At 64.4% G+C, this 20,436-nt stretch carries 20 protein-coding genes; 12 read left to right on the top strand and 8 right to left on the bottom strand.

Translation table 11 applies throughout. The features are described 5' to 3' along the window. Positions 1 to 25 precede the first annotated feature (25 nt). The 6 genes from LB543_RS07130 (at position 26) to LB543_RS07105 (ending at position 6,092) form a co-directional block, all read left to right on the top strand. Positions 26 to 337: a sarcosine oxidase subunit delta gene (locus tag LB543_RS07130; RefSeq protein ID WP_224613586.1), complete on the top strand. Its 312-nt coding sequence runs from the start codon at positions 26 to 28 to the stop codon at positions 335 to 337. Next, positions 334 to 3,327, top strand: a complete 2,994-nt coding sequence (locus LB543_RS07125) for a sarcosine oxidase subunit alpha (RefSeq protein WP_224613585.1) — start codon at positions 334 to 336, stop codon at positions 3,325 to 3,327. The genes LB543_RS07130 and LB543_RS07125 overlap by 4 nt, the downstream gene beginning before the upstream one ends. Next, positions 3,320 to 3,901 carry a sarcosine oxidase subunit gamma gene (locus tag LB543_RS07120; RefSeq protein WP_224613584.1) on the top strand — a complete coding sequence of 194 codons (582 nt, stop codon included), beginning with the start codon at positions 3,320 to 3,322 and terminating at the stop codon, positions 3,899 to 3,901. Before LB543_RS07125 ends, LB543_RS07120 begins: the two co-directional genes overlap by 8 nt. Before the next feature lie 56 nt (positions 3,902 to 3,957). Beyond that, positions 3,958 to 4,182, top strand: a complete 225-nt coding sequence (locus tag LB543_RS07115; RefSeq protein WP_140813504.1) for a hypothetical protein — start codon at positions 3,958 to 3,960, stop codon at positions 4,180 to 4,182. A gap of 75 nt (positions 4,183 to 4,257) precedes the next feature. After that, on the top strand, positions 4,258 to 5,043 hold the full coding sequence (locus LB543_RS07110; RefSeq protein ID WP_224613583.1) for a ThuA domain-containing protein: 786 nt from the start codon (positions 4,258 to 4,260) through the stop codon (positions 5,041 to 5,043). After that, complete coding sequence (locus LB543_RS07105) at positions 5,043 to 6,092, top strand: Gfo/Idh/MocA family protein (RefSeq protein ID WP_224613582.1); 1,050 nt, start codon at positions 5,043 to 5,045, stop codon at positions 6,090 to 6,092. Before LB543_RS07110 ends, LB543_RS07105 begins: the two co-directional genes overlap by 1 nt. Positions 6,093 to 6,140: 48 nt before the next feature. Here the strand turns inward: LB543_RS07105 and LB543_RS07100 are convergent, their stop codons facing one another. The 6 genes from LB543_RS07100 to LB543_RS07075 form a co-directional block, all read right to left on the bottom strand. After that, positions 6,141 to 6,389: a DUF680 domain-containing protein gene (locus LB543_RS07100; RefSeq protein ID WP_224613581.1), complete on the bottom strand. Its 249-nt coding sequence runs from the start codon at positions 6,387 to 6,389 to the stop codon at positions 6,141 to 6,143. A gap of 288 nt (positions 6,390 to 6,677) precedes the next feature. Further along, positions 6,678 to 7,322: a TetR/AcrR family transcriptional regulator gene (locus LB543_RS07095; protein WP_140756132.1), complete on the bottom strand. Its 645-nt coding sequence runs from the start codon at positions 7,320 to 7,322 to the stop codon at positions 6,678 to 6,680. A 91-nt stretch (positions 7,323 to 7,413) separates the two neighbouring features. Continuing rightward, positions 7,414 to 7,572, bottom strand: coding sequence for a hypothetical protein (locus LB543_RS07090; RefSeq protein ID WP_224597164.1), 159 nt, complete (start codon positions 7,570 to 7,572; stop codon positions 7,414 to 7,416). 12 nt (positions 7,573 to 7,584) lie between these two features. Continuing rightward, positions 7,585 to 8,619 (bottom strand): phosphotransferase, encoded by a 1,035-nt coding sequence (locus LB543_RS07085; protein WP_224613580.1) that lies wholly within the window; start codon positions 8,617 to 8,619, stop codon positions 7,585 to 7,587. Continuing rightward, positions 8,616 to 9,101: a MaoC family dehydratase gene (locus LB543_RS07080; protein ID WP_019861112.1), complete on the bottom strand. Its 486-nt coding sequence runs from the start codon at positions 9,099 to 9,101 to the stop codon at positions 8,616 to 8,618. The genes LB543_RS07085 and LB543_RS07080 overlap by 4 nt, the downstream gene beginning before the upstream one ends. 40 nt (positions 9,102 to 9,141) lie before the next feature. Further along, the gene (locus tag LB543_RS07075; protein WP_140810616.1) at positions 9,142 to 9,957 is read right to left on the bottom strand and encodes an SDR family oxidoreductase; all 816 of its coding nucleotides are present in this window, start codon (positions 9,955 to 9,957) and stop codon (positions 9,142 to 9,144) included. Positions 9,958 to 10,079: 122 nt separating this feature from the next. Here LB543_RS07075 and LB543_RS07070 point away from each other — a divergent pair, with 122 nt between their 5' ends. The 6 genes from LB543_RS07070 to LB543_RS07045 all read left to right on the top strand — a co-directional run bounded on the left by LB543_RS07070 (position 10,080) and on the right by LB543_RS07045 (position 15,955). Continuing rightward, positions 10,080 to 11,321 carry an acyl-CoA dehydrogenase family protein gene (locus LB543_RS07070; RefSeq protein WP_224613579.1) on the top strand — a complete coding sequence of 414 codons (1,242 nt, stop codon included), beginning with the start codon at positions 10,080 to 10,082 and terminating at the stop codon, positions 11,319 to 11,321. A gap of 45 nt (positions 11,322 to 11,366) precedes the next feature. Continuing rightward, positions 11,367 to 12,404 (top strand): zinc-binding dehydrogenase, encoded by a 1,038-nt coding sequence (locus LB543_RS07065; protein ID WP_224613578.1) that lies wholly within the window; start codon positions 11,367 to 11,369, stop codon positions 12,402 to 12,404. 186 nt (positions 12,405 to 12,590) lie between these two features. Beyond that, on the top strand, positions 12,591 to 13,757 hold the full coding sequence (locus LB543_RS07060) for a glycosyltransferase family 87 protein (RefSeq protein WP_224613577.1): 1,167 nt from the start codon (positions 12,591 to 12,593) through the stop codon (positions 13,755 to 13,757). Next, a complete protein-coding gene (locus tag LB543_RS07055) occupies positions 13,750 to 14,733 on the top strand; it encodes a glycosyltransferase family 2 protein (protein WP_224613576.1) in 984 nt (327 codons plus the stop codon). Before LB543_RS07060 ends, LB543_RS07055 begins: the two co-directional genes overlap by 8 nt. Continuing rightward, a complete protein-coding gene (locus LB543_RS07050) occupies positions 14,730 to 15,548 on the top strand; it encodes a ChbG/HpnK family deacetylase (protein WP_224613575.1) in 819 nt (272 codons plus the stop codon). Before LB543_RS07055 ends, LB543_RS07050 begins: the two co-directional genes overlap by 4 nt. Beyond that, complete coding sequence (locus LB543_RS07045) at positions 15,545 to 15,955, top strand: GtrA family protein (RefSeq protein ID WP_140756115.1); 411 nt, start codon at positions 15,545 to 15,547, stop codon at positions 15,953 to 15,955. Before LB543_RS07050 ends, LB543_RS07045 begins: the two co-directional genes overlap by 4 nt. Before the next feature lie 6 nt (positions 15,956 to 15,961). On the opposite strand, the gene LB543_RS07040 is transcribed toward LB543_RS07045, so the two are convergent. After that, positions 15,962 to 19,093 carry an efflux RND transporter permease subunit gene (locus LB543_RS07040; RefSeq protein WP_224613574.1) on the bottom strand — a complete coding sequence of 1,044 codons (3,132 nt, stop codon included), beginning with the start codon at positions 19,091 to 19,093 and terminating at the stop codon, positions 15,962 to 15,964. Then, the gene (locus LB543_RS07035) at positions 19,090 to 20,238 is read right to left on the bottom strand and encodes an efflux RND transporter periplasmic adaptor subunit (protein ID WP_224613573.1); all 1,149 of its coding nucleotides are present in this window, start codon (positions 20,236 to 20,238) and stop codon (positions 19,090 to 19,092) included. The genes LB543_RS07040 and LB543_RS07035 overlap by 4 nt, the downstream gene beginning before the upstream one ends. Positions 20,239 to 20,436: the final 198 nt, after the last annotated feature.

The following is a 20,436-nucleotide window of genomic DNA, read 5'->3' as shown; positions in this document are numbered from 1 at the left end:
ACGGCGAATTGTAGGAACAAACACGATGCTTCTCATCCGCTGCCCCTATTGCGAGGAAGAGCGCCCGGAACTCGAATTCCGCAACGCCGGCGAGGCGCATATAGCGCGCTCGGCCGACATGGCCGGCGAGAGCGACGACGACTTCGAGAAGTTCTTCTTCATCCGCTCCAATCCCAAGGGCATCATCTATGAGCGCTGGCGGCACATGCATGGCTGCGCGCGCTTCTTCAACGCGGTGCGCGATACCGTCACCGACAAGTTCGTCATGACCTACAAGGCCGGCGAGCCGAAACCTTCCAAGCTGCCCAAGAACTCCAACGAAGGGGTTGCCAAATGAGCGGCGCATTGCGCATTCCGGGTGCCGGACGCCTCAGCCAGGCCAAGACCGCCCGCTTCAGCTTCGATGGCCAGTCCTACGCCGGCATCGAGGGCGACACGCTGGCCTCGGCGCTGCTTGCCAACGGCGTGCATCTGGTCGGCCGTTCGTTCAAGTACCACCGCCCGCGCGGCATCCTGTCGGCCGGCGCGGAAGAGCCCAACGCCCTGGTGCAGATCGTGCGTGATGACGCGCGCAAGACGCCCAACGTGCGCGCCACCGTGCAGGAGCTCTATGACGGGCTCGCCGCCAATTCGCAGAACCGCTGGCCGTCGCTGTCCTTCGATATCGGCGCGGTCAACGATTTGGCATCGCCGCTGTTCTCGGCCGGTTTCTACTACAAGACCTTCATGTGGCCGAAGGCGGCCTGGAAGAGCCTCTACGAACCGAAGATCCGCGAGGCCGCCGGCCTTGGCGCCTCTCCCGACAGGCCCGATCCCGACCATTATTCCTCGCGCTACGCCCATTGCGACGTTCTGGTGCTGGGCGGCGGTGCCGCCGGCATCGCGGCGGCACTTGCCGCGGCGGAGACCGGCGTGCGCGTCATCCTCGCGGACGAGCAGGCCGAGTTCGGCGGCAGCCTGCGCTTCGAGTCTGGTGCGAAAATCGACGGCCAGGGCGGCTTTGCCTGGGCGCAAGCGGCGATCGCCAGGCTGAGTGCGATGGACAATGTCCGCGTGCTGCCGCGCACCACGGCGTTCGGCTACTACGCGCAGAATTTCGTCGGCCTGGTCGAGCGGGTCAGCGATCACCTGAAGGCTCCCGGCCACGACCTGCCGCGCGAACGGCTCTGGCAGGTCCGCGCCAAGCGCGTGGTGCTGGCCTCCGGCGCCATCGAGCGCCACATGGTGTTCGCCAACAATGACCGGCCAGGCGTCATGCTGGCGGGCGCGGCGCGCACCTTCCTCAATCACTATGGTGTCGCGGTCGGAAAAAATGTCGGTGTCTACACGGCCAATGACTCAGCCTACGGCGCCGCGATCGACCTGAAGAAGGCCGGCGTCAACGTGGCGGCGATCGTCGATCTGCGCGACAACCCGACCGGCCCGGTGATCGACGAGGCGAGGGCGCTCGGCATCGAGATCAATTTCGGCCGTGCCGTGATCCGCGCCGGCGGCAAGCTGCGCGTGTCGTCGATGACGGTGCAGCCGAAGAATGGCGGCGGCGAACGCACCATCTCGGTCGATGCGATCCTGATGTCGGCCGGCTGGACGCCGTCGGTGCATCTGTTCTCGCAGTCGCGCGGCAAGGTCGCCTTCAACGACGAGACCAAGCGCTTCGTGCCGGGCACCTATGCGCAGGACTGCGTCTCGGTCGGCGCCTGCAACGGCACTGACGGCCTGTCGGCAACGGTTGACGAAGCCTATGCGGCGGGCGCCAAGGCGGCCAAGGATGCTGGCGCGAAAGCCGCGAAGGGTGTGAAGCCGAAGGTGGACGCCTCGGAGAGCTGGTCGCGCGGCATGCTGGGTGCGGCACCCGGCGCCGGGCCGGACACGACGGTGAAAGCCTTCGTCGATTTCCAGAACGACGTCACCGCCAAGGATATCCGCCAGGCGGTGCATGAAGGCATGCGCTCGATCGAGCATGTCAAGCGCTTCACCACCAACGGCATGGCGACCGACCAGGGCAAGACGTCCAACATGCACGGGCTGGCGATTGCCGCCGAGACGCTGGGCAAGCCGATCCCCGAGGTCGGCCTGACCACGTTCCGCGCGCCGTACACGCCGGTCACCTTCGGCGCGATCGTCAGCCACGCTCGTGGGCCGCTGTTCGACCCGACCCGCAAGACGGCAATCCATCCCTGGGCCGAGGCGCAAGGCGCGGTGTTCGAGGATGTCGGCCAATGGAAGCGCGCCTGGTATTTCCCGAAAGCCGGCGAGGACATGCATGCGGCGGTCGACCGCGAATGCGTCGCCGTCCGCAACCAGGCCGGCCTGTTCGATGCCTCGACGCTGGGCAAGATAGAAGTGGTCGGGCCGGATGCGGCCAAATTCATGGAACTGCTCTACACCAACCCGTGGGAGAAGCTGGAGCCAGGCCGCTGCCGCTATGGCATCATGCTGCGCGAGGACGGCTTCATCTATGATGACGGTGTCGTCGGCAGGCTGGCGCCGGACCGTTTCCATGTCACCACGACGACGGGCGGCGCGCCGCGCGTCATGAACCACATGGAGGATTACCTCCAGACCGAGTTCCCGCATCTCAATGTCTGGCTGACCTCGATCACCGAGCAGTGGGCGGTCATCGCCGTGCAGGGTCCGAAATCCCGCGACATCATCGCGCCGCTGGTCGAAGGCATCGACATGTCCGATGAAGCGCTGCCGCATATGTCGGTGCGCGAGGGCAAGATCTGCGGCGTGCCGACACGGCTGTTTCGCATGTCGTTCACCGGCGAGCGCGGTTTCGAGGTCAATGTGCCGGCCGACCATGGCCAGGCGGTCTGGGAAGCGCTGTGGGCCGAGGGCCAGAAGCATGGCGCCACCGCGTACGGCACCGAGGCGATGCACGTGTTGCGCGCCGAGAAGGGCTATATCATCGTCGGCCAGGATACGGACGGCACGGTGACGCCCAACGATGCCGGTCTCGACTGGGCGGTCGGCAAGAAGAAGGCCGACTTCGTCGGCATTCGCGGCCTGACGCGGCCTGACCTCGTGGCCAAAGGCCGCAAGCAACTGGTCGGCCTCAAGACCAAGGACTCCAAGGTGGTGTTGGAAGAAGGCGCGCAGATCGTCGAGGACCCGAAGCAGGCGATTCCGATGAAGATGATCGGCCATGTCACCTCGAGCTATTGGTCGCAGAATTGCGGCCGTTCCATCGCGCTGGCGCTGGTCGCCGGCGGTCGTGACCGGATGGGCGATACGCTCTACGTGCCGATGCCGAACGGGGTGATCGAAGTGGAGGTTACCGGCATGGTGTTCTTCGACGAGACGGGAGGGCGCCTCAATGGCTAAGGCTGCTGCAAAGACGGCCGCGACGGTTTCGCCCTCGGCAGAGCGGCGTCCGGCACTGGCCGGGCGCACCGTCTCCGCAACGGGTGTTAAGGTCGAGGTGCTGCCGCCGGCCGAGCGCGTCTCGCTGCGCGCGCCGGAAGCTTCGGTCGCTGCCCTGTCGAAGGCACTCGGCGTATTCTTGCCGAAGCAGCCGAAAACCTCGGCGTCGAAGGGCGGGCGAACGGCGCTGTGGCTTGGGCCGGACGAGTGGCTTGTCATCGACGAGGCCGGCAAGGACCCACTCGCCGATTGCGCAAAGGTTTCAGCGTTGCACTCGTCGGTCGGTATCTCGCATCGCAACATCGCGATTGCAGTCACCGGTCCGGCGGCGGAAGCCGCGATCAATTCGGGCTGCCCGCAGGATCTGTCGCTCGAAGCCTTCCCGGTGGGCGCCGCTTCGCGCACCATCCTGGGCAAGGCCGAGATCGTGCTGTTGCGCACGGCCGACGAGGCTTTCAGGGTCGAATGCTGGCGTTCCTTCTCGGACTATGTCTTTACTTTCCTGTCCGAGGGAGCCCGCGACGCCGCCGGCTGACCCGGAACGTTTGCCGCCCGCGTCCGTTGTGCGGCGACAGGTCGAGGAGAATGCCGATGCCGTCGAAGTCCGCGCCGAAGTCGCCGAAAACCGCGGCAGTCCGTTCGCTAGAACTTGAGCGGCGCCACGAAGCCGACGCCGAAGAAGAGCTCGAGGAAGGTCTCGAGGATACGTTCCCGGCCAGCGATCCCGTGTCGATTACGGGGTCGTCCATTTCTGGCGCACCGGCCAAAGCCGGCAAGGCCAAGACTGTTCCTGGCCGCAAGACCCGCAAGCCCTGATTTCTGAAATTTGGCTGAAGGCATCTTCCCAAGGCCTCGGCGGATGCGGTATTCAAAGCGCTTTGGAGAGGAAAAATGCCTGTTAGAGCCGTTGTTTGGGGCGAGAACGTCCATGAACAGACCAATGCCGCCGTGCGCGACCTCTATCCCTTGGGCATGCATGGCACCATTGCCGCCGCGCTCAACCAGGACAAGCGCATCGAGGCGACCACCGCGACCTTGCAGGAACCCGAACACGGCCTGAGCGAGACGCGCCTGGCGGCCACCGACGTGCTTCTATGGTGGGGCCATGCCGCCCATGGCGAGGTCAAGGACGAGATCGTCGAGCGCGTGCAGAAGCGGGTCTGGGAAGGGATGGGGCTGATCGTGCTTCATTCCGGCCATTACTCGAAAATATTCAAGCGGCTTATGGGCACGCCCTGTTCGCTGAAATGGCGCGAGGCGGGCGAGCGCGAGCGGGTCTGGGCGATCAACCGCGGCCACCCGATCGCCCAAGGCATCGGCGAATGCCTGGAGATCGGCGAGACGGAAATGTATGGCGAGCCGTTCGCGGTGCCGGAGCCGCTGGAGACGGTGTTTATCTCCTGGTACGAAGGCGGCGAGGTGTTCCGATCGGGGCTGACCTACCAGCGGGGCGCGGGAAAAATCTTCTACTTCTCCCCGGGCCACGAAACCTATCCGATCTATCACAATGAAGGCGTTCAGCAGGTGCTGCGCAACGCCGTGCATTGGGCACAAAACCCGGCCTCGGCCTGGTCCGGCATCACCAACGCGCCGAACGTGCCGACGGACAAGGCCAAGGAGAAGATCGTCCAGAAAGGCCTGCGCCTGCATGCCGACGGCGATAAGGGGTTGAGCTGATGCATCGCCTGCTTTTGCTCGGCACCGGCTGGATCGCGGCGCATCATATCGAGGAGTTCGGTCAGGTTCCCGGCTGCAGCATCGTCGCCTGCGTCGATCATCTGCCGGGCCGCGCGGCGGCGTTCGCCGCCGCCAACAAGATAGGCACTTTCTTCGAGAGCCTCGAAGCGGCGATCGCCTGGGGCGAGTTCGATGCCGCCATCAATGCGACGCCGGACCAAGTCCACAAGGCGACGACGCTCTCCCTGCTTGCCGCCGGGAAACATGTTTTCTGCGAAAAGCCGCTGGCGCCGAACCATGCCGATGCGCTTGCGATGGCCGAAGCCGCCGAGGCGGCCGGGCTCTTCAACATGGTCAACCTGACCTATCGCAACTCACCCGTGATCCACGAGGCCCGACGCATGGTGCAGGCCGGCGAGATCGGCGAGCTGCGCCATGTCGAGGCGAGCTACAGGCAAAGCTGGCTGGTCAGCAAATTTTGGGGCGACTGGCGGATCGACGACAAATGGCTGTGGCGGCTGTCGAGCCGGCACGGTTCGACGGGCGTGCTGGGCGATGTCGGAATCCATATCCTCGACTTCGCGACCTATGGGGCGGCCCAGGATATCGTCAGTCTGCATGCCGATCTGGTGACGTTTCCGAAGGCGGAGGGCGACCGCATCGGCGACTATGTGCTCGACGTCAATGACAGCTTGGCGATGACGGCGCGCCTCAGATCAGGCGCGCTGGCCACGATCATGGCCAGCCGCTACACGACGGGCCATGGCAATGATCTGTCATTGGCCTTGCACGGCACCAAGGGCGCGCTCAAGGTCAAAACCGACGGCAAGGTTTCGCGGCTGTCGGCTTGCCTGGGTGACGACGTCGATCAGCACCGTTGGCGGACGCTGACGCCGCCTGACGTCAAGCACAATGCCCGGCGCTTTGCCGATGCGCTGGACGCGGGACAGAACGGCGATCCGTCATTCCGGCGGGCTGCCGACATGCAAAAGCTGATCGACGCGGCCTTCGAAAGTTCCGCGACCAAGCTGCCGGTCTCGGTCGCCTGAAACCGCATCTGGCCGGCCGAGCCGGCCAGAACCGGCTTTCGGAAAATCTCAGTAGGCGCTCGGCATGATCCACGGGTTCACCGTGATGCCGAGCCGCGGGCCCTTGCCGTCGGTGGTGGCTTCCGTAGAGGCTTTCTTGTCGACCGAGCCGGTCGAAGCGCAATCGAGCTTCACATTGGTCCTGGTGTCGACGCAGGTCGCGGCAGCCGGGTGCTTGACCGGGTGAGCGGAGCCGGCGGCAAAAGCCGAGCCCGAAAGTGCCAGCACGGCGGCGAGGGTGAGAAGTGTCTTTTTCATTGTCGGTCTCCGTTTTTGACGGTGAATTTGTTCCGTACATGTACGTTGCTTCGTACAGATACGTCCGACGATCGGGGAGTTCAAGGGAAAATCGTACATGTACGGTAAATTTTTGTTAACCAAGAAATTCGCCTACAGCGTGTCGCGGCGAATAAGATTCGCCCGACCTGCTGTAAGCTTCTGATTTTATGCATGTCGTTATCCCGGAACCGAGGACACTTCCGGGCGACATGCATTAGACTTGGCTGCGAGGGCGGTGAGGAAACGGGAAGACGAAAGGGCTGGCGCTCAGCAGTTGACCGGTGTCTCGGTCAACGGCGGCACATCTTGCGTGCTGAGCGTGGCAAGGGTGAAATCGCACATGCGTTTGACGAAAGCCTGCGGGTCGCCGAACGGATAAAAGGGGAAGGTGATCAACAGCGAGATCGTGCCATGGCCGACCGCCCACAGCATGGTGGCAATGGCGCGCGGATCGCCATGCAATTTGCCGGCGGCGACACAGGCCTCGACCCTGCTGATCAGCGCCTTCATCGCCGGGTTGCCTTCCTCCATGTCCTCGTAACTCCTGCCTTCCGGCAGCTTGGTCTTTTCGGTCATGAAGACGGTGCGGTATTCGTTGGGATTGCCGAGCCCGAAGGCGGCATATTCGGTCATGACCGCCTGCAAGGCCTCGATCGGATCGTCCGATGGGTGCTCCTCGATGCGCCGGGCAAGCGTTTCGAACGCGTCCTCGGCCAGCGCGAACAGGATGTCCTGCTTGTCGGCGAAGTAGGAATAGACCGACATCGGCGCATAGCCGACCCGCTTGGCCAGCTTGCGGATGGTCAGGCCTTCATAGCCTTCTTCCTGGACGAGCTTGTGCGCGGCCGCGACAAGCTCCGAGCGCAGTTCGGCCTTTTGTTTCTCGCGGCGTTTCTGGACGCTCAGCGGCAAGTCAGTTGCCCTTGTCTGGTTGGTGCCTGGCTAAATTATATACGCTGTACGGAAACGAACAAGGGTGCCGCCGGTTCCCATGCGGCAGGCGTCAGATGGCACGGACGCCGCCATCGACGGCCAGCGCCATCCCGTCGATATCAGACAGAACTAGCCGCGCGCCTTCGGCGGCAAAGCCTTTTGCGGCTCCCCGGCCAAGCCCGCCGGCCGCACCCGAGATCAGCACCGTTGCGCCGTCGAAGCGACCCATCCGTCTCCCCCTTTACGTCTGCTCGTCGATCATTTTGGCGGCGAGGTGCGAGAGCAATTTGACCGCCTCGCCATAGGTTTTGGCCTTCTCCGGGTTGGAAGCATTGCCGTCGAGCGCCCGCTTGTAGACACCCTGGCAGATTGCCGCCAACCGGAAGAAGGAGAAGGCGAGGAAGAACGTCCAGTTGTCGATGCCGGCGAGCCCACGCCGCTGGCAATAGGCGGTGACATAATCTTCTTCGCCGGGCAGGCCAAGTGCCGAGCGATCGACGCCGCCCAGGCCGCGAAAGCCGGAATCATGCGGCAGGCGCCATTGCATGCACTGATAGGCGATGTCGGCGAAGGAGTGGCCAAGCGTCGACAATTCCCAGTCGAGCACCGCCAGCACCTTTGGCTGGTCCGGCGCGAAGATCAGGTTGTCCAGCCGGTAGTCGCCATGCACCAGCGACACGCTGATATCATCGGCCGGCATATGGGGTTCCAGCCAGGCAATCAGTTGATCCATTTCGGCAATGGTGCCGGTCTCGGAGGCACGGTACTGGCTGGTCCAGCGTGCCAGCTGCCGTTCGAAGTAATTGCCGGGGCGGCCGAAATCGCCGAGACCCACGGCCTCGACATCGACATCGTGCAGGGCGGCGAGCGTCGCATTCATGGCGTCGTAGATCGCGGCGCGCTCACCGTTGTCGCGGGCGTCAGGTAGCGCCGGATCCCAGAAGATGCGGCCATCGAGGAAATCCATGACGTAGAACATGCGGCCGATCGGCGAATCCTCGGCCGACAGATGCAGCATTTCTGGGACAGGCACGGCGGTGCCCAAAAGCGCCTTCATCACCCGGAATTCGCGGTCGACCTGGTGCGCCGATTTCAGGAGTTGGCCTGGCGGCTTGGCGCGCAGCACGTAACGGCCGCTTGCCGCCGTCAGGAGATAGGTCGGGTTGGATTGGCCGGATTTGAATTTTTCGATTGCCGTGAGCCCGGAAAAGCCCGGGATGTGCGCCTCGAGGTAAGGCGCAAGCGCCGCCTGGTCGAGCGCGTTCGGGTCGCTCATGCAGTCTCGGGCTGACGTTCAATCAAGGTCAGCGTCAGCCAGCGGGCGGTCAGCGCCGGTTTCTTCGAACCTTCGATCTCGATGGTCACGTCGTGCGCCGTCTGCACCCAGCCCGATGGCCTGACCTTGACGTCGGCCAGCACGAAACGGGTGCGGATGCGCGCGCCGGTCTTCACCGGCGCCAGGAAGCGCAGCGAATCGAAGCCATGGTTGACGCCCATCTTGCCGTTTTCCAGCGGTGGCATGGTCTCGAACGTCATCGCCGACAGCAGCGACAGCGACAGGAAACCATGCGCGATGGTGCCGCCGAACGGTGTTTCGCGCTTGGCCCGCTCTGGATCGCAGTGGATGAACTGGTGGTCGTCGGTGGCGTCGGCGAACTGGTCGATCATGCGCTGCGTAACCACACGCCAGGGCGAAACGCCGACCTCCTTGCCGACGCTGGCCAGAAGCACATCGAGACTTATCGGTTCCACGCTCATGTCCTCCTGTTTCACCCCCGGCTTCTGCGGCCGGAAAATGTCATTCCTTGAACAAGGTCAACCCATGCTGCACCGACTGCCCGCCGTCGATCGGCAGGATGGCGCCGGTGACATAGCTGCCTGCACGGCTGCACAAATAGAGCGTTGCGCCGGCAATGTCATCCGGTGTGCCGATGCGGCCGATCGGGACATGGCTGCCGACATGCCTGGCCTGTTCGTCCGTGCCGGTGGCGAATGCGGTCATGCGGCTCTGGAACGGGCCTGGGGCGAAGGCGTTGACGGTGATGCGGCGGCCAGCGAATTCGATCGCCAGCGTGCGTGTCAGGTGGTGCACCGCGGCCTTTGAGGCAGTGTAGGAGTAGGCGTCATCGGCCAGCGGCTGCGTGCCCATCACCGAGCCCAGATTGATCACCCGGGCCGGATCGGCGTCGCTTGCAGCAGCATCGAGCAGCGGCAGCAATTCGCGTGTCAGATGGAAGACCGCGGTGACATTCACGCCGAACACCTTGGCCCATGCCGAATAAGGGAAGCTCTCCAGCGGCGCGCCCCAGGACACGCCGGCATTGTTGACCAGAATATGCAGTCTTTCGGTCCGTGCCTTGACTTCGCCGACCAGAGCGGCAATGCCAGCCTCACTGGAGACATCGCCGGCAAAGCCTTCCGCCCGGCCCGGGGCGCCAAGTCCGTTCAATTCGCCGGCGACCTTGATGCAGTCCTCGCCTTTGCGCGAGGCGATCATCACGCTGGCACCGGCCTTGACCAGCGCGGTTGCCGCCATACGGCCGATGCCGGTCGCCGCTCCCGTCACCAGCGCCGTCTTGCCGGCAACCGAAAACAGCTCATCCAGATAGCTCATCCAAATTCTCCGCGCCTTTGCCTCGCCTGCGGGCAAAACAGTTCGCGTTGACAAGGCTATCCGAAGTACGGTCATCCTTGCCACGGATAAAATGCCCGGCCTGCATGAAGGGTTAGCGACCGATGACGCAGATGAATCTCGGCATGACCGAGCGGCTGAAGCCGATCCACGCACGCGTCGCGGCCATGGTGCGCGACGAGATCATGCCGCTCGACAAGGAATTTCTGGGCGAAGTCGGCAAGGCCGGCGACCGCTGGGTCTACAGCAAGCGACAGAGCGAGATCCTCGAAGGGCTGAAGAAGACCGCCTGGGAACGAGGGCTGTGGAACTTCTGGCTGACCGGCTCGGAACGCGGCTACGGCCTGTCCACCGTCGAATACGCCTATCTGGCAGAGGAGATGGGCAAGGCCCATCTCGGCGCCGAAACCTTCAACTGCTCCGCGCCCGACACCGGCAATATGGAGGTTCTGGAGCGCTACGGCTCGGCCGAGCATAAGCGGGAATGGCTCGAGCCGTTGCTGGACGGAAAAATCCGCTCGGCCTATCTGATGACGGAGCCGGATGTCGCTTCCTCCGACGCCACCAACATTTCCATGCGCTGCGAGCGGCAAGGCGGCGACTATGTGCTCGACGGCGAGAAATGGTGGGCGTCGGGCGCCGGCGATCCGCGCTGCGCCATCTACATCGTCATGGTGCGGACCGGCGGCGATGACGAGCCACGGCATCGCCGTCATTCGATGATCCTGGTTCCCTCGGACACGAAGGGCGTGACCAAGGTCCGCGCCATGCAGGTCTATGGCGACGATGACGCGCCGCATGGCCACATGCATCTTCGCTTCGACAATGTGCGGATATCAGCCTCGAACCTGATCCTCGGCGAGGGCAGGGGTTTCGAGATCGCGCAGGGCCGGCTCGGGCCGGGCCGCATCCACCACTGCATGCGCGCCATCGGACAGGCCGAGATGGCGCTGGAGATGCTGTGCCAGCGTTCCGTGCGCCGCGAGGCCTTCGGCCAGCCCCTGGCGAAGCTCGGCGCCAATTTCGACATCATCGCCGAATGCCGCATGGAGATCGAGATGGCCCGGCTGCTCTGCCTCAAGGCGGCGTGGATGATCGACCAGGGCGACGCGCGCGCCGCGGCGCCCTGGATCAGCCAGATCAAGGTCATCGCACCGCGTGTCGCGCTAAAGGTCACCGACGAGGCGGTGCAAATGTTCGGTGCGCAAGGCATCAGCCAGGACACGCCGCTGGCGCGTTCGTGGACGCATCTCAGAACGCTGCGCCTCGCCGACGGGCCGGATGCCGTGCATCGGCGGCAGGTGGCGCGGACGGAGCTGAAGAAATACACGCAGGAGAAGGTCTGAGCGCTGTCCGGCCGCCTTGCCGCCGACGAAAAAGGAATATCACCAATGACGATTCCGTCCGAAATGAAGGCGCTGCTCTTGGTCGGTGACGGCTATACCAGGACGCCGAGCGGCAGTGTGCTCGAGGCGATGGAGCCGTATCTCCAGCCGGGCAGCATTGCGGTGCCGGCGCCCGAACCGAGCCAGGTGCTGATCAAGGTCAGCCTGGCTTCGATCAATCCGTCGGATATCGCCTTCATCAAGGGCCAGTACGGCCAGCCACGCGCCAAGGGCCAGCCGGCCGGTTTCGAGGGCGTGGGCACGGTCGTCGCGGGTGGCGAGGAGCCCTATGCCAAGAGCCTCGTCGGCAAGCGTGTCGCCTTCGCCACCGGCCTCAGCAATTGGGGCTCGTGGGCTGAATATGCCGTCGCCGAAGCGGCAGCCTGCATTCCGCTCCTCGATACGGTCCGCGACGAGGATGGCGCGGCGATGATCGTCAATCCGCTGACCGCGATCGCCATGTTCGACATCGTCAAACAGGAAGGCGAAAGGGCCTTCGTCATGACCGCCGGCGCCAGCCAGCTCTGCAAGCTGATCATCGGCCTCGCCAGCGAGGAAGGGTTCCGGCCTGTTGTCACCGTGCGCCGCGACGAGCAGATCGCGTTGCTGAAAGAGCTTGGCGCGGCGCATGTCCTCAACGAGAAGGCGCCGGATTTCGAGGCCACGCTGCGCGAGGTGATGAAGGCCGAACAGCCGCGCATCTTCCTCGATGCGGTCACTGGCCCGCTGGCGTCAGCCATCTTCAATGCGATGCCGAAACGGGCGCGCTGGATCATCTACGGCCGGCTCGATCCCGAGGCCACCATCATCCGCGAGCCCGGCCAGCTGATTTTTCAGCACAAGCACATCGAGGGCTTCTGGCTGAGCGAATGGATGCGGCAATCTAGAGATCGCCGTGGCCCGGCGATCGTCGAAGCGCAGAAGCGTTTTTCCGACGGACGCTGGTCGACCGACGTGACGGCGGTCATTCCGCTGGCCGAGGCAATGGTGCGCGTGCCGGCGGAACTGGCCAAGCCCAACGGCAAGGTTTTCATCCGGCCCTAAAGGGGTGACCTTGCTCTCGACGGTCGACACAATCACGTGTCCGGCTGCCATCGGACCGGCCGGATCGCGGCTTGCACCATTGAGCCCCCTATGCCTCGTCGCTTTGTCCGTGATATGTCGCCGCCATCGAATGCCGGGAAGGCGCCAGGCTGAAGCGTCTTCCGCGATGGCGTGCGGGGTGTATTGATGACGATTTCCAAGCCGGTTTTCGACCGTTTGGGGCTGGGTATGTGGGTCGGGGCATTCCTGGTCGTTCTCGGCCTGGTGTTATGGTCGCCCTACACGCGCACGGTGATGCAGGCCTACGGATATGGCAGCGAGGCATTCCTCAGCGGCCAGCCACTGTACAATCTCCAGTCGGAAATGGGCTATCTCTACGCGCCGGCCTTCGCCGCGCTCTACATTCCGGTGCTGAAGCTTGGACCGTATCTGGGCGGCGTGGTGTGGCATGCGGTGGGCTTCGCGGCGCTCACCTTCGCGGCGATGCGGCAGGTGCGCAAGCTTGGCGGTGAAGAATTGCCGTGGCTGCTTTCCTTCGGGCTCTTCCTTGCCTTGCCGATGGCGCTGGGTGCTGTCCGCAACGGCCAGGCGACGATCCTCCTGACCGGCGCATGCTGGCTCCTGACCCTGTCGGCGCTCGAAGGGCGGCGCGCCGAGACCTTCTTCTGGGCTTCGGTCGCCATCATCGCCAAACCAACCGCGATCATCATGCTTTTGCTGGTCGGGGCTCTGCGCCTACGGCTGATACCCATGCTCGCGCTGGCGGTGTTGTTCGTGCTCGCCATACCATATGCCTTCGCACCTGCAGGCTACGTCAACGAGCAGTACGGTGATTTCGCCCGCATGCTGACTTCTATGGCCGTCGACAAGTCCGGCCACTTCGTCCCCACCGACTTCACGGCGCCTTTCACCTCGGCGGGAGTGCCCATGCCTGAATTCGCCGCCACGATCGTGCGTGTCGTCGTGGCACTGCTCACGCTATCGATCGTCCTCTGGTTCGACCGCAAGCTCCAGCCTGGGATGGCGGGACTGGCGATCTTCCTGACGGCCGCCTTCTACATGTGCGTCTTCAATCCGCGCGTCGAGCCAAATACCTATGCCATGATCGCCGTGCCTGCCGGCCTCGCTATCGCCATACTGTGGCGGGAGGAGCGTGGCGGTGTCCTGGCTTCGGTGCTGTCGACGGTATTGTTCCTCACAGGTTTGACCGGCGTCGAGCGCCACATGCATGATTTCTTCTACCCCTGGTTCCGGCCGCTCGCGATCACCTTCATCGCCTGTTCGCTGATCTGGTGGTTCTGGGCCAAGGCGCGCCAAAAGACACTGAATGTCGGACCCGTTGCACATGGCTGAGTTGCGTCAGAAACTCGATATCGTAGCGCCCTTCTTCAACGAGGCGCAGTCGGCGTCGGCCTTTGCCGCGCTGCTCGACAGGCTCGAGGAAGCGGTATCGAGCCGTTTCGGCATGGCCATCCACAAGATCCTGGTCGACGACGGCAGCCGCGACGATGGCGCCGGGCGATTTTCCCAGGCCCTGTCGGGATCGTGGGAGATCGTCCGCCTCAGCCGCAATTTCGGCAAGGAGGTCGCGGTGCTTGCCGGCCTCGACCACTCGCGCGGCGACATGGTGCTGATCATGGATTCAGACCTGCAGCATTCCATGGACATCAGCCTGCAGATGATTGCCGAGTTGGTGGAGCACCCCGATATAGACGTCGTCTACGCCCAGAACGACCGGCGCGAGGCCAGCTGGCGGCGCAGCCAGTTGGCGAAGCTGTTTTATAGCCTGATCAACAGCAGCCAGCGTTTCGACATCCCCGAGAACGCGGGAGACTTTCGTGTCATGCGCGGTGCCGTCGCGCGCGCGCTGACCAGCCTGCGCGACAAGCGGCGCTTCAACAAGGGCCTGTTCGCCTGGGCAGGCTTCCGCCAGAAAGCCATACCCTATTCGCCGGAGAACCGCGCCATCGGCACCTCGAAATGGAGCCGGCTCAACCTGATCGCCTTTTCGCTGGAAGGCTTTACGTCGTTTTCGGTCATCCCGCTGCGCATCATCAGCCTGAGCGGCATGCTGGCGGCGCTGGCGGGCATCGTTTACGGCGCCAAGGTGTTCTTCGAAGTGATGTTCTACGGCATCGCCGTGCCTGGCTACCCCAGCCTGATGGTCGCCGTCGTGCTGCTCGGCGGCCTCAACCTCACCTTGCTCGGACTGATCGGCGAATATGTCTGGGTCACACTCTCGGAAAGCAAGGACCGGCCAGTCTATCTCGTGCGCGATGTCCTGCGCAGCGACGTGTCGGATAGGCCGGCAGGCGCGTCCCGGACATGACGCGGCGTATTCGCCTGATCGCCGACGACTACGGCCTGGCGCCAGGGGTTTGCGCCGGGATTCTAGACCTGCTCGACCGGCGACGCCTTACCGGCACCAGTTGCATGACCGGTTTTCCGGAATGGACCGAGGCGGCAGCGCGCATAAAGCCACTGTGCGGCCGCGCGGCGATCGGGCTGCACCTGACCCTCACGGATCAGCCAGCCGTCACGGGCAAATCGAGCCTGGCGCCTGAGGGCCGGCTGCCGCCGCTTCGTTCGCTGGCTCTGCCGGTCCTGCGCGGCCGGATCGACGAGCGCGACGTCCATGTCGAACTCGACGCGCAGTACAGCCGTTTCGTCGAGGCGCTGGGCCGTAAGCCCGACTTCATCGACGGTCATCAGCACGTGCATTTCCTGCCCGTCGTGCGCGGATGGCTGCGGGCGCATTTTCGCGAAGCTGCCGGCAGGCCGTTGTTGCGCGGCGCTCCGGCGCTCAGCGATGCCGCCGTCGCGCCGAAGATCGCGGCAATCGCTGCCGTGGCCGCCGGCTTCAACCAATCGATGCAGCGGGCCGGCTTTGCCGTTTGGAAGCCGCTCGCCGGCATCTATGACTGGCGGCAACCTGAAAAATTTGCCCCATTGCTGGAGGCTGCGGTCGAAGCGTTGCCGGATCGTGGGTTGTTCATGTGCCACCCCGGCCATGTCGACGACACGCTGCGCGCGCGCGACCTGATGCAGGGCGTGCGCGAAGTGGAGTTCGGGGTACTGGCCTCGGATGCGTTCGGCGCACGCCTGGCCCGCGCCGGTGTCGAGATCATGGACGGCAAGGGATGAGCGGCGCCGAACAGCCCCGGCGTTCGACCGGCAGCAAGATCGTCCGTTTTGCGCTTGTCGGACTGGCGAATACGGCCATCGATCTTGCCGGCTTTTCCCTGCTGCTCAAGCTGCACGTCCCGCCGCTATCCGCCAATGTCGTCTCGTGGTCGATTGCCGTGATCTTCTCTTTCGTGGCGAATGGCTTCTGGTCGTTCGAGCGCAATCATGCCATCCGGCTGCATGACGCCTTCCTGCGGTTCGTCTCGCTCGGAGCGCTGATTTCGCTCGGCGTCTCCAGCCTGTCGATCGCACTCTTCGCCGGTATCGCGGGCGTGTGGCCGGCAAAGATCGGCGGCGTCATCGTGGCGGCTGTGCTGAACTTTATTGCCGCCCGGTGGTCGATCGAGGGCCGGCTGCTGAAATAGCTATCTCTATTGCGCCGGTTCCACATTGGTGTAGGCGGCTTCCTCCAGTTCGCGCTTCAGCCGTGCTTGCTCATGGATCTTCGGCGTGACGAAACGGCCAAGCAGGAGATAGGCGACCGGTGTCAGGAACAGCGTCGAGACGGTGGCCAGGCCAAGCCCGCCGACGATGACCCAGCCGAGCGCCACGCGTGCCTCGGCGCCCGCGCCGGCGGCCAGCACAAGCGGCACACCGCCGAGGATCGTGCAGATCATCGTCATCATCACCGGTCGCAGGCGGATGGTGGAGGCCTGCTCGATCGCTTCGCGCACGCCAAGGCCGCGATCACGCAGCTGGTTGGCGAATTCGACGATCAGGATGCCGTTCTTGGCCATGACGCCGACCAGAAGCACCAGGCCGATCTGGCTGTAGGCGTTGAGGCTGGTGCCGGAGAGCAGCAAGGCGAAAATGGCGCAAGCAAGGCCGAGCGGCACCGTCGCCATGATGATGACGGCGCTGACGAAACTCTCGAACTGGGCGGCCAGCACCAAGAGGATGATGACCAGCGCGAAGCCGAAGATGGTGACCATGGCGCTGTTGGTTTCGCCCAAAGTCGCGGCTTCGGCAAGCGGCAGGATGCGGCTGCCGGGTGGCAGGAGCGGCGTGGCGATTTCCTGCGCGCGCGCCAGCGCATCGCCGAGCGCGAAATTGCCCGAGAGGTTCGAGGTGATCGCCACCGAAGGCTGCTGCTGTTCGCGCGACAGCGACGGCGGCACGGCGCGTTCGGTCAGCGTGGCGATGGTCGACATCGGCACGAAGCGGCCATCCGCCGTCTTGAGGAAGACATTTTCCAGATCGGTCGGGTCGTTGATCGGATTGGTGGTCGAGACCAGCTTCACGCCGTAGCTGCGGTCGGCGATGTAGACATCGACGACGTCATTGCCGTCGAGCATGGCTTGCATGGTGTTGGCGAGCCCCGATATGTCGATGCCGAGATCGGAAGCGCGCTCCCGGTCGATGGCGACGGAGAGCTGCGGCTGCGTCGGGTCGATCGACAGGCGCGGCGACTGGAAGCGCGGGTCCTTCTGCATCTCGTCGATGATCTTGACCGCCGCATCGCCGAGCGCCTTGCGGTCGTTGCCGACCAGCGCGAACTGCAGGCCGTTGCCGGCGCCGCGGATGCCGAGGCTGTTGGGTTGGACCGGGAAGATGCGCACGCTGGGCACCTGCCTGGTCAACTGGCTGATCTCGGCCATGATTTGCTGCTGGCTGCGGCTGCGCTCGTCCCACGGCGCCAGCGTCATCACCATGAAACCGGAATTGTAGGAGCCGTTCTGACCGGCGTTTTCGAAGGTCGAGCGGATCTCGCCGGAATCGCGCATCGGCTGGATCAGCCGCTCGATCTTCTGCATCTGCTGCGTCGTGTAGTCGAGGCTGACGCCTTGCGGGGCGTTGATGCGCAACAGCACAGCGGCGCGATCCTCGGTCGGCGTCAGCTCCTGGCGGATGGTGCCGAACAGCGCAAACGCGACGCCGGCAAACAGCACGGCGACAAGAACCACGATCCACGGCGCGTCGAGACATGCATGGAGCGCGCGCTTGTAGCCGGCATTCAGAGCGCCGCCGATGCGCGCGCCGATGCCGTGGCCGCCTTCGTGTTGGAGCGACGCGCTGGTCAGCATGCGCGAGGCGAGCATCGGACAAAGCGTCAGTGCCACCACGCAGGACAGAAGCACCGACATCGCAAGCACGAAGCCGAATTCGCGGAACAGGCCGCCGGTCTGGCCGGGCAGGAACGAGATCGGCACGAAGACGGCGACCAGCGTCAGCGTCGTGGCGACGACGGCGAAGAACACTTCCTGTGCGCCGAGCACGGCGGCTGCGCGCGGGCCCATGCCTTCGTTGCGCCGTCGCACGATATTTTCCAGCACCACGATGGCGTCATCGACGACAAGGCCGGTGGCCAGCACCAGGGCAAGCAGCGTCAGGATGTTGACCGAGAAGCCGGCCAGGTAGATGGCGGCTATGGTGCCGATCATGGCGACCGGCATCGACAGGCCGGGGATGAGCGTGGCGCGCCAGTCGAGCAGGAAGACATAGATCACGATCAGCACCATGGTGACCGACAGGCCGAGCGCGATCTCGACCTCGTGTACCGCACCCTTGACGAAGACAGCATCGTCGCTGGTGATCTTGATCGCCATGCCCTTGGGCAGGTTCTCCTGCAGCTTGGCGACGGCGGCCTGGACGCCGGTCGAAATGTCCAGCGTGTTTGATTCCGCCTGGCGGATGATGCCGAGGCCGATGCCGGTCTTGCCGTCCGAACGCAGCGTCGTCTGGCCGACATCGGGGCCGAGCGTGACGGTCGCGACATCGCGGATGCGCGTCGTGCCGCCGATGATGATGCTTTCGAATTCCTCGGGCGTCGTCACGTCGGCCGTGGTGCGCACGATCAGATCCTGGTTGGTCGTGGTGATCGACCCGGCCGGGGAATCGAAGGCGACGGAGGCGAGCGCCGCCCGGAGATCGGCGACCGTGAAGCCAAGGCTGGCGAGCTTGTTCTGGTCGACGTCGATGCGGAAGATCTTGTCGCGATCGCCATAGACCTGGACGTCGGCGACGCCGGGCACGGCTGCCAGCTCGTCCTCGATCTGGTCCTGGACCACGACCGTCATGTCCTGGATCGACATGCTGTCGGAGGTCACCGCCAGCCGCATCACCGCGTCGGAATTGGCGTCGGCCTTGACGATGCGTGGCGGATCGGCCGTGTCCGGCATCTGGTTGGCGACGCGGCCAACGGCATCACGGACATCCGAGGCGGCGACGTTGAGGTCGACACCGTCGTTGAACTCGATGGTGACGCGGCTCGATCCGAAGGAGGAGGAAGACGAGATCGACTTGACGCCGGAGACGCGGGCTACCGCGCCCTCGATCGTGTCGGTCAATTCGCGGTCGACGGTTTCGGCCGCGGCCCCTTCGAAGGTGGTGGAGACCGTGACGACGGCGCGGTCGACGTCGGGCAGTTCGCGGACCTCGACACCGTAGAAGGCAGCGAGGCCGGCAACGGCAATGAGGGTGTTCAGCACGAAGGCCATGACCGGCCGGCGGATGAACAGCGCGGTGAAGCCTGTATCGCTGGCGGCGTTGACGGTGCCGGTCATGAGCCTTCCGCGGCGTCGACGGTGCGTTGCTCCTGGCCAGCGATGCGAACCTCGCCGCCTTCGCTGACACTTTGGGTGCCTTCGGTGACCACCATGTCGCCGCTGCCGATCTCCGCGTCGATCAGCACGGTTTCGGTGTTGCGCTGGATGATACGAACCGGCAACCGCCTGGCCTTGCCGTCCTCAATCCGCCAGACATAGGCGCCGTCCGATCCCCACAGGATCGCCAGCGGGCTGACGGAGGGATAGGTCTCGCCGGGGAACTTCACGGTGATTCCGAACGACATGCCGGCGCGCAGCGAATCGGCGGGGTTGGCGATCTTGGCCTTGACCAGCAGGGTGCGGCTCTTTTCGTCGATGTGGTTGTCGATGGCGGAAACCGTGCCGGTATAGGCGTTGCTCGGATTGGCAATCGGCGTCGCCGTCAATTGCGCGCCGACCTTGACGGCGGCGGCGAAGCGCTCGGGCACCTGGAAATCGACCAGGATGGAGGACCGGTCATCAAGCGTGGCGATCGCCGACTGGTCGGTCACGTAGTTGCCGGCCGAGATCGGCAGGATGCCGACGGTGCCGGCGATCGGCGCCAGGATCGAGCGGCGCCGCAGCGCAAGCTCGGCATCCTGAAGCGCCAGCTTGGCTCCGGCCAGCACCACTTCGGCATCGGCCACCGCGACCGGCGTGGCGGCGTTGGAGGCGCGCAGCGACTTGACGCGGTCGAGCTTGGCTTGCGCGTCCTGCAAGGCGAGCTTGGCCCGGTTCTGGGCGATGATCTCCGTCTCGGAATCGAGCGTCGCGATGATCTGCCCCTTGTCGACACGGCTGCCGGATTCGACCAGCAACTCGGCAAGGCGGCCGGAACTGTAGGGATTGACGGTCACCGAGGCGTTCGCACGGCCGGTGCCGATCGCCTGCAGGCGATCGTTGATGGTGGCCATGCTGGCTGGCGACGCGACGATCGTGACAATCCGGGTGCGCCCCACCTGCCGGGCACCAACCGCCGCGGTTTCCTTCGCTGGAGGCGTCGCGCCATACGCCCAGTCCCAGCGTGCCAGCACTTCAGGAGCGCCGGGGTAGAAACGCGCCCACGCAGCCACGGCGGCGACCACAATCACAAATGCAAGAACAATCTGTTTCCAGCTCGACATCGATACCCCAGCGGCAACAATCGTCCGCTGGGTTCCAGGTGGAAGCGGATGCAGCGACGATGCGGGCTGGCGGCAACAACCGGCCGCGCCCGATTATCATCGGTTTATGGCAATTATCACGCAATCGTGCACATTAAATCTCGGTAACGTGAATTCGGGACGCTGTAGCGGAACTGATGCGATGGCCGGGGAATCTGC

The sequence above is a fragment of the Mesorhizobium sp. ESP7-2 genome (assembly GCF_020164715.1).
Taxonomy (GTDB): domain Bacteria; phylum Pseudomonadota; class Alphaproteobacteria; order Rhizobiales; family Rhizobiaceae; genus Mesorhizobium.
This window is presented reverse-complemented; position numbering and strand designations above follow the sequence as displayed.

Excerpts from the sequence above, each read along its gene's own strand:
- LB543_RS07110 (WP_224613583.1), top strand. The coding sequence starts at position 4,258 with ATGCCTGTTAGAGCCGTTGTTTGGGGCGAGAACGTCCATGAACAGACC.
- LB543_RS07125 (WP_224613585.1), top strand. The coding sequence starts at position 334 with ATGAGCGGCGCATTGCGCATTCCGGGTGCCGGACGCCTCAGCCAGGCC.
- LB543_RS07085 (WP_224613580.1), bottom strand. The coding sequence starts at position 8,619 with ATGAGCGACCCGAACGCGCTCGACCAGGCGGCGCTTGCGCCTTACCTC.
- LB543_RS07090 (WP_224597164.1), bottom strand. The coding sequence starts at position 7,572 with ATGGGTCGCTTCGACGGCGCAACGGTGCTGATCTCGGGTGCGGCCGGC.
- LB543_RS07065 (WP_224613578.1), top strand. The coding sequence starts at position 11,367 with ATGACGATTCCGTCCGAAATGAAGGCGCTGCTCTTGGTCGGTGACGGC.
- LB543_RS07050 (WP_224613575.1), top strand. The coding sequence starts at position 14,730 with ATGACGCGGCGTATTCGCCTGATCGCCGACGACTACGGCCTGGCGCCA.
- LB543_RS07060 (WP_224613577.1), top strand. The coding sequence starts at position 12,591 with ATGACGATTTCCAAGCCGGTTTTCGACCGTTTGGGGCTGGGTATGTGG.
- LB543_RS07040 (WP_224613574.1), bottom strand. The coding sequence starts at position 19,093 with ATGACCGGCACCGTCAACGCCGCCAGCGATACAGGCTTCACCGCGCTG.
- LB543_RS07070 (WP_224613579.1), top strand. The coding sequence starts at position 10,080 with ATGACGCAGATGAATCTCGGCATGACCGAGCGGCTGAAGCCGATCCAC.
- LB543_RS07120 (WP_224613584.1), top strand. The coding sequence starts at position 3,320 with ATGGCTAAGGCTGCTGCAAAGACGGCCGCGACGGTTTCGCCCTCGGCA.
- LB543_RS07045 (WP_140756115.1), top strand. The coding sequence starts at position 15,545 with ATGAGCGGCGCCGAACAGCCCCGGCGTTCGACCGGCAGCAAGATCGTC.
- LB543_RS07055 (WP_224613576.1), top strand. The coding sequence starts at position 13,750 with ATGGCTGAGTTGCGTCAGAAACTCGATATCGTAGCGCCCTTCTTCAAC.
- LB543_RS07100 (WP_224613581.1), bottom strand. The coding sequence starts at position 6,389 with ATGAAAAAGACACTTCTCACCCTCGCCGCCGTGCTGGCACTTTCGGGC.
- LB543_RS07080 (WP_019861112.1), bottom strand. The coding sequence starts at position 9,101 with ATGAGCGTGGAACCGATAAGTCTCGATGTGCTTCTGGCCAGCGTCGGC.
- LB543_RS07035 (WP_224613573.1), bottom strand. The coding sequence starts at position 20,238 with ATGTCGAGCTGGAAACAGATTGTTCTTGCATTTGTGATTGTGGTCGCC.
- LB543_RS07115 (WP_140813504.1), top strand. The coding sequence starts at position 3,958 with ATGCCGTCGAAGTCCGCGCCGAAGTCGCCGAAAACCGCGGCAGTCCGT.
- LB543_RS07130 (WP_224613586.1), top strand. The coding sequence starts at position 26 with ATGCTTCTCATCCGCTGCCCCTATTGCGAGGAAGAGCGCCCGGAACTC.
- LB543_RS07075 (WP_140810616.1), bottom strand. The coding sequence starts at position 9,957 with ATGAGCTATCTGGATGAGCTGTTTTCGGTTGCCGGCAAGACGGCGCTG.
- LB543_RS07105 (WP_224613582.1), top strand. The coding sequence starts at position 5,043 with ATGCATCGCCTGCTTTTGCTCGGCACCGGCTGGATCGCGGCGCATCAT.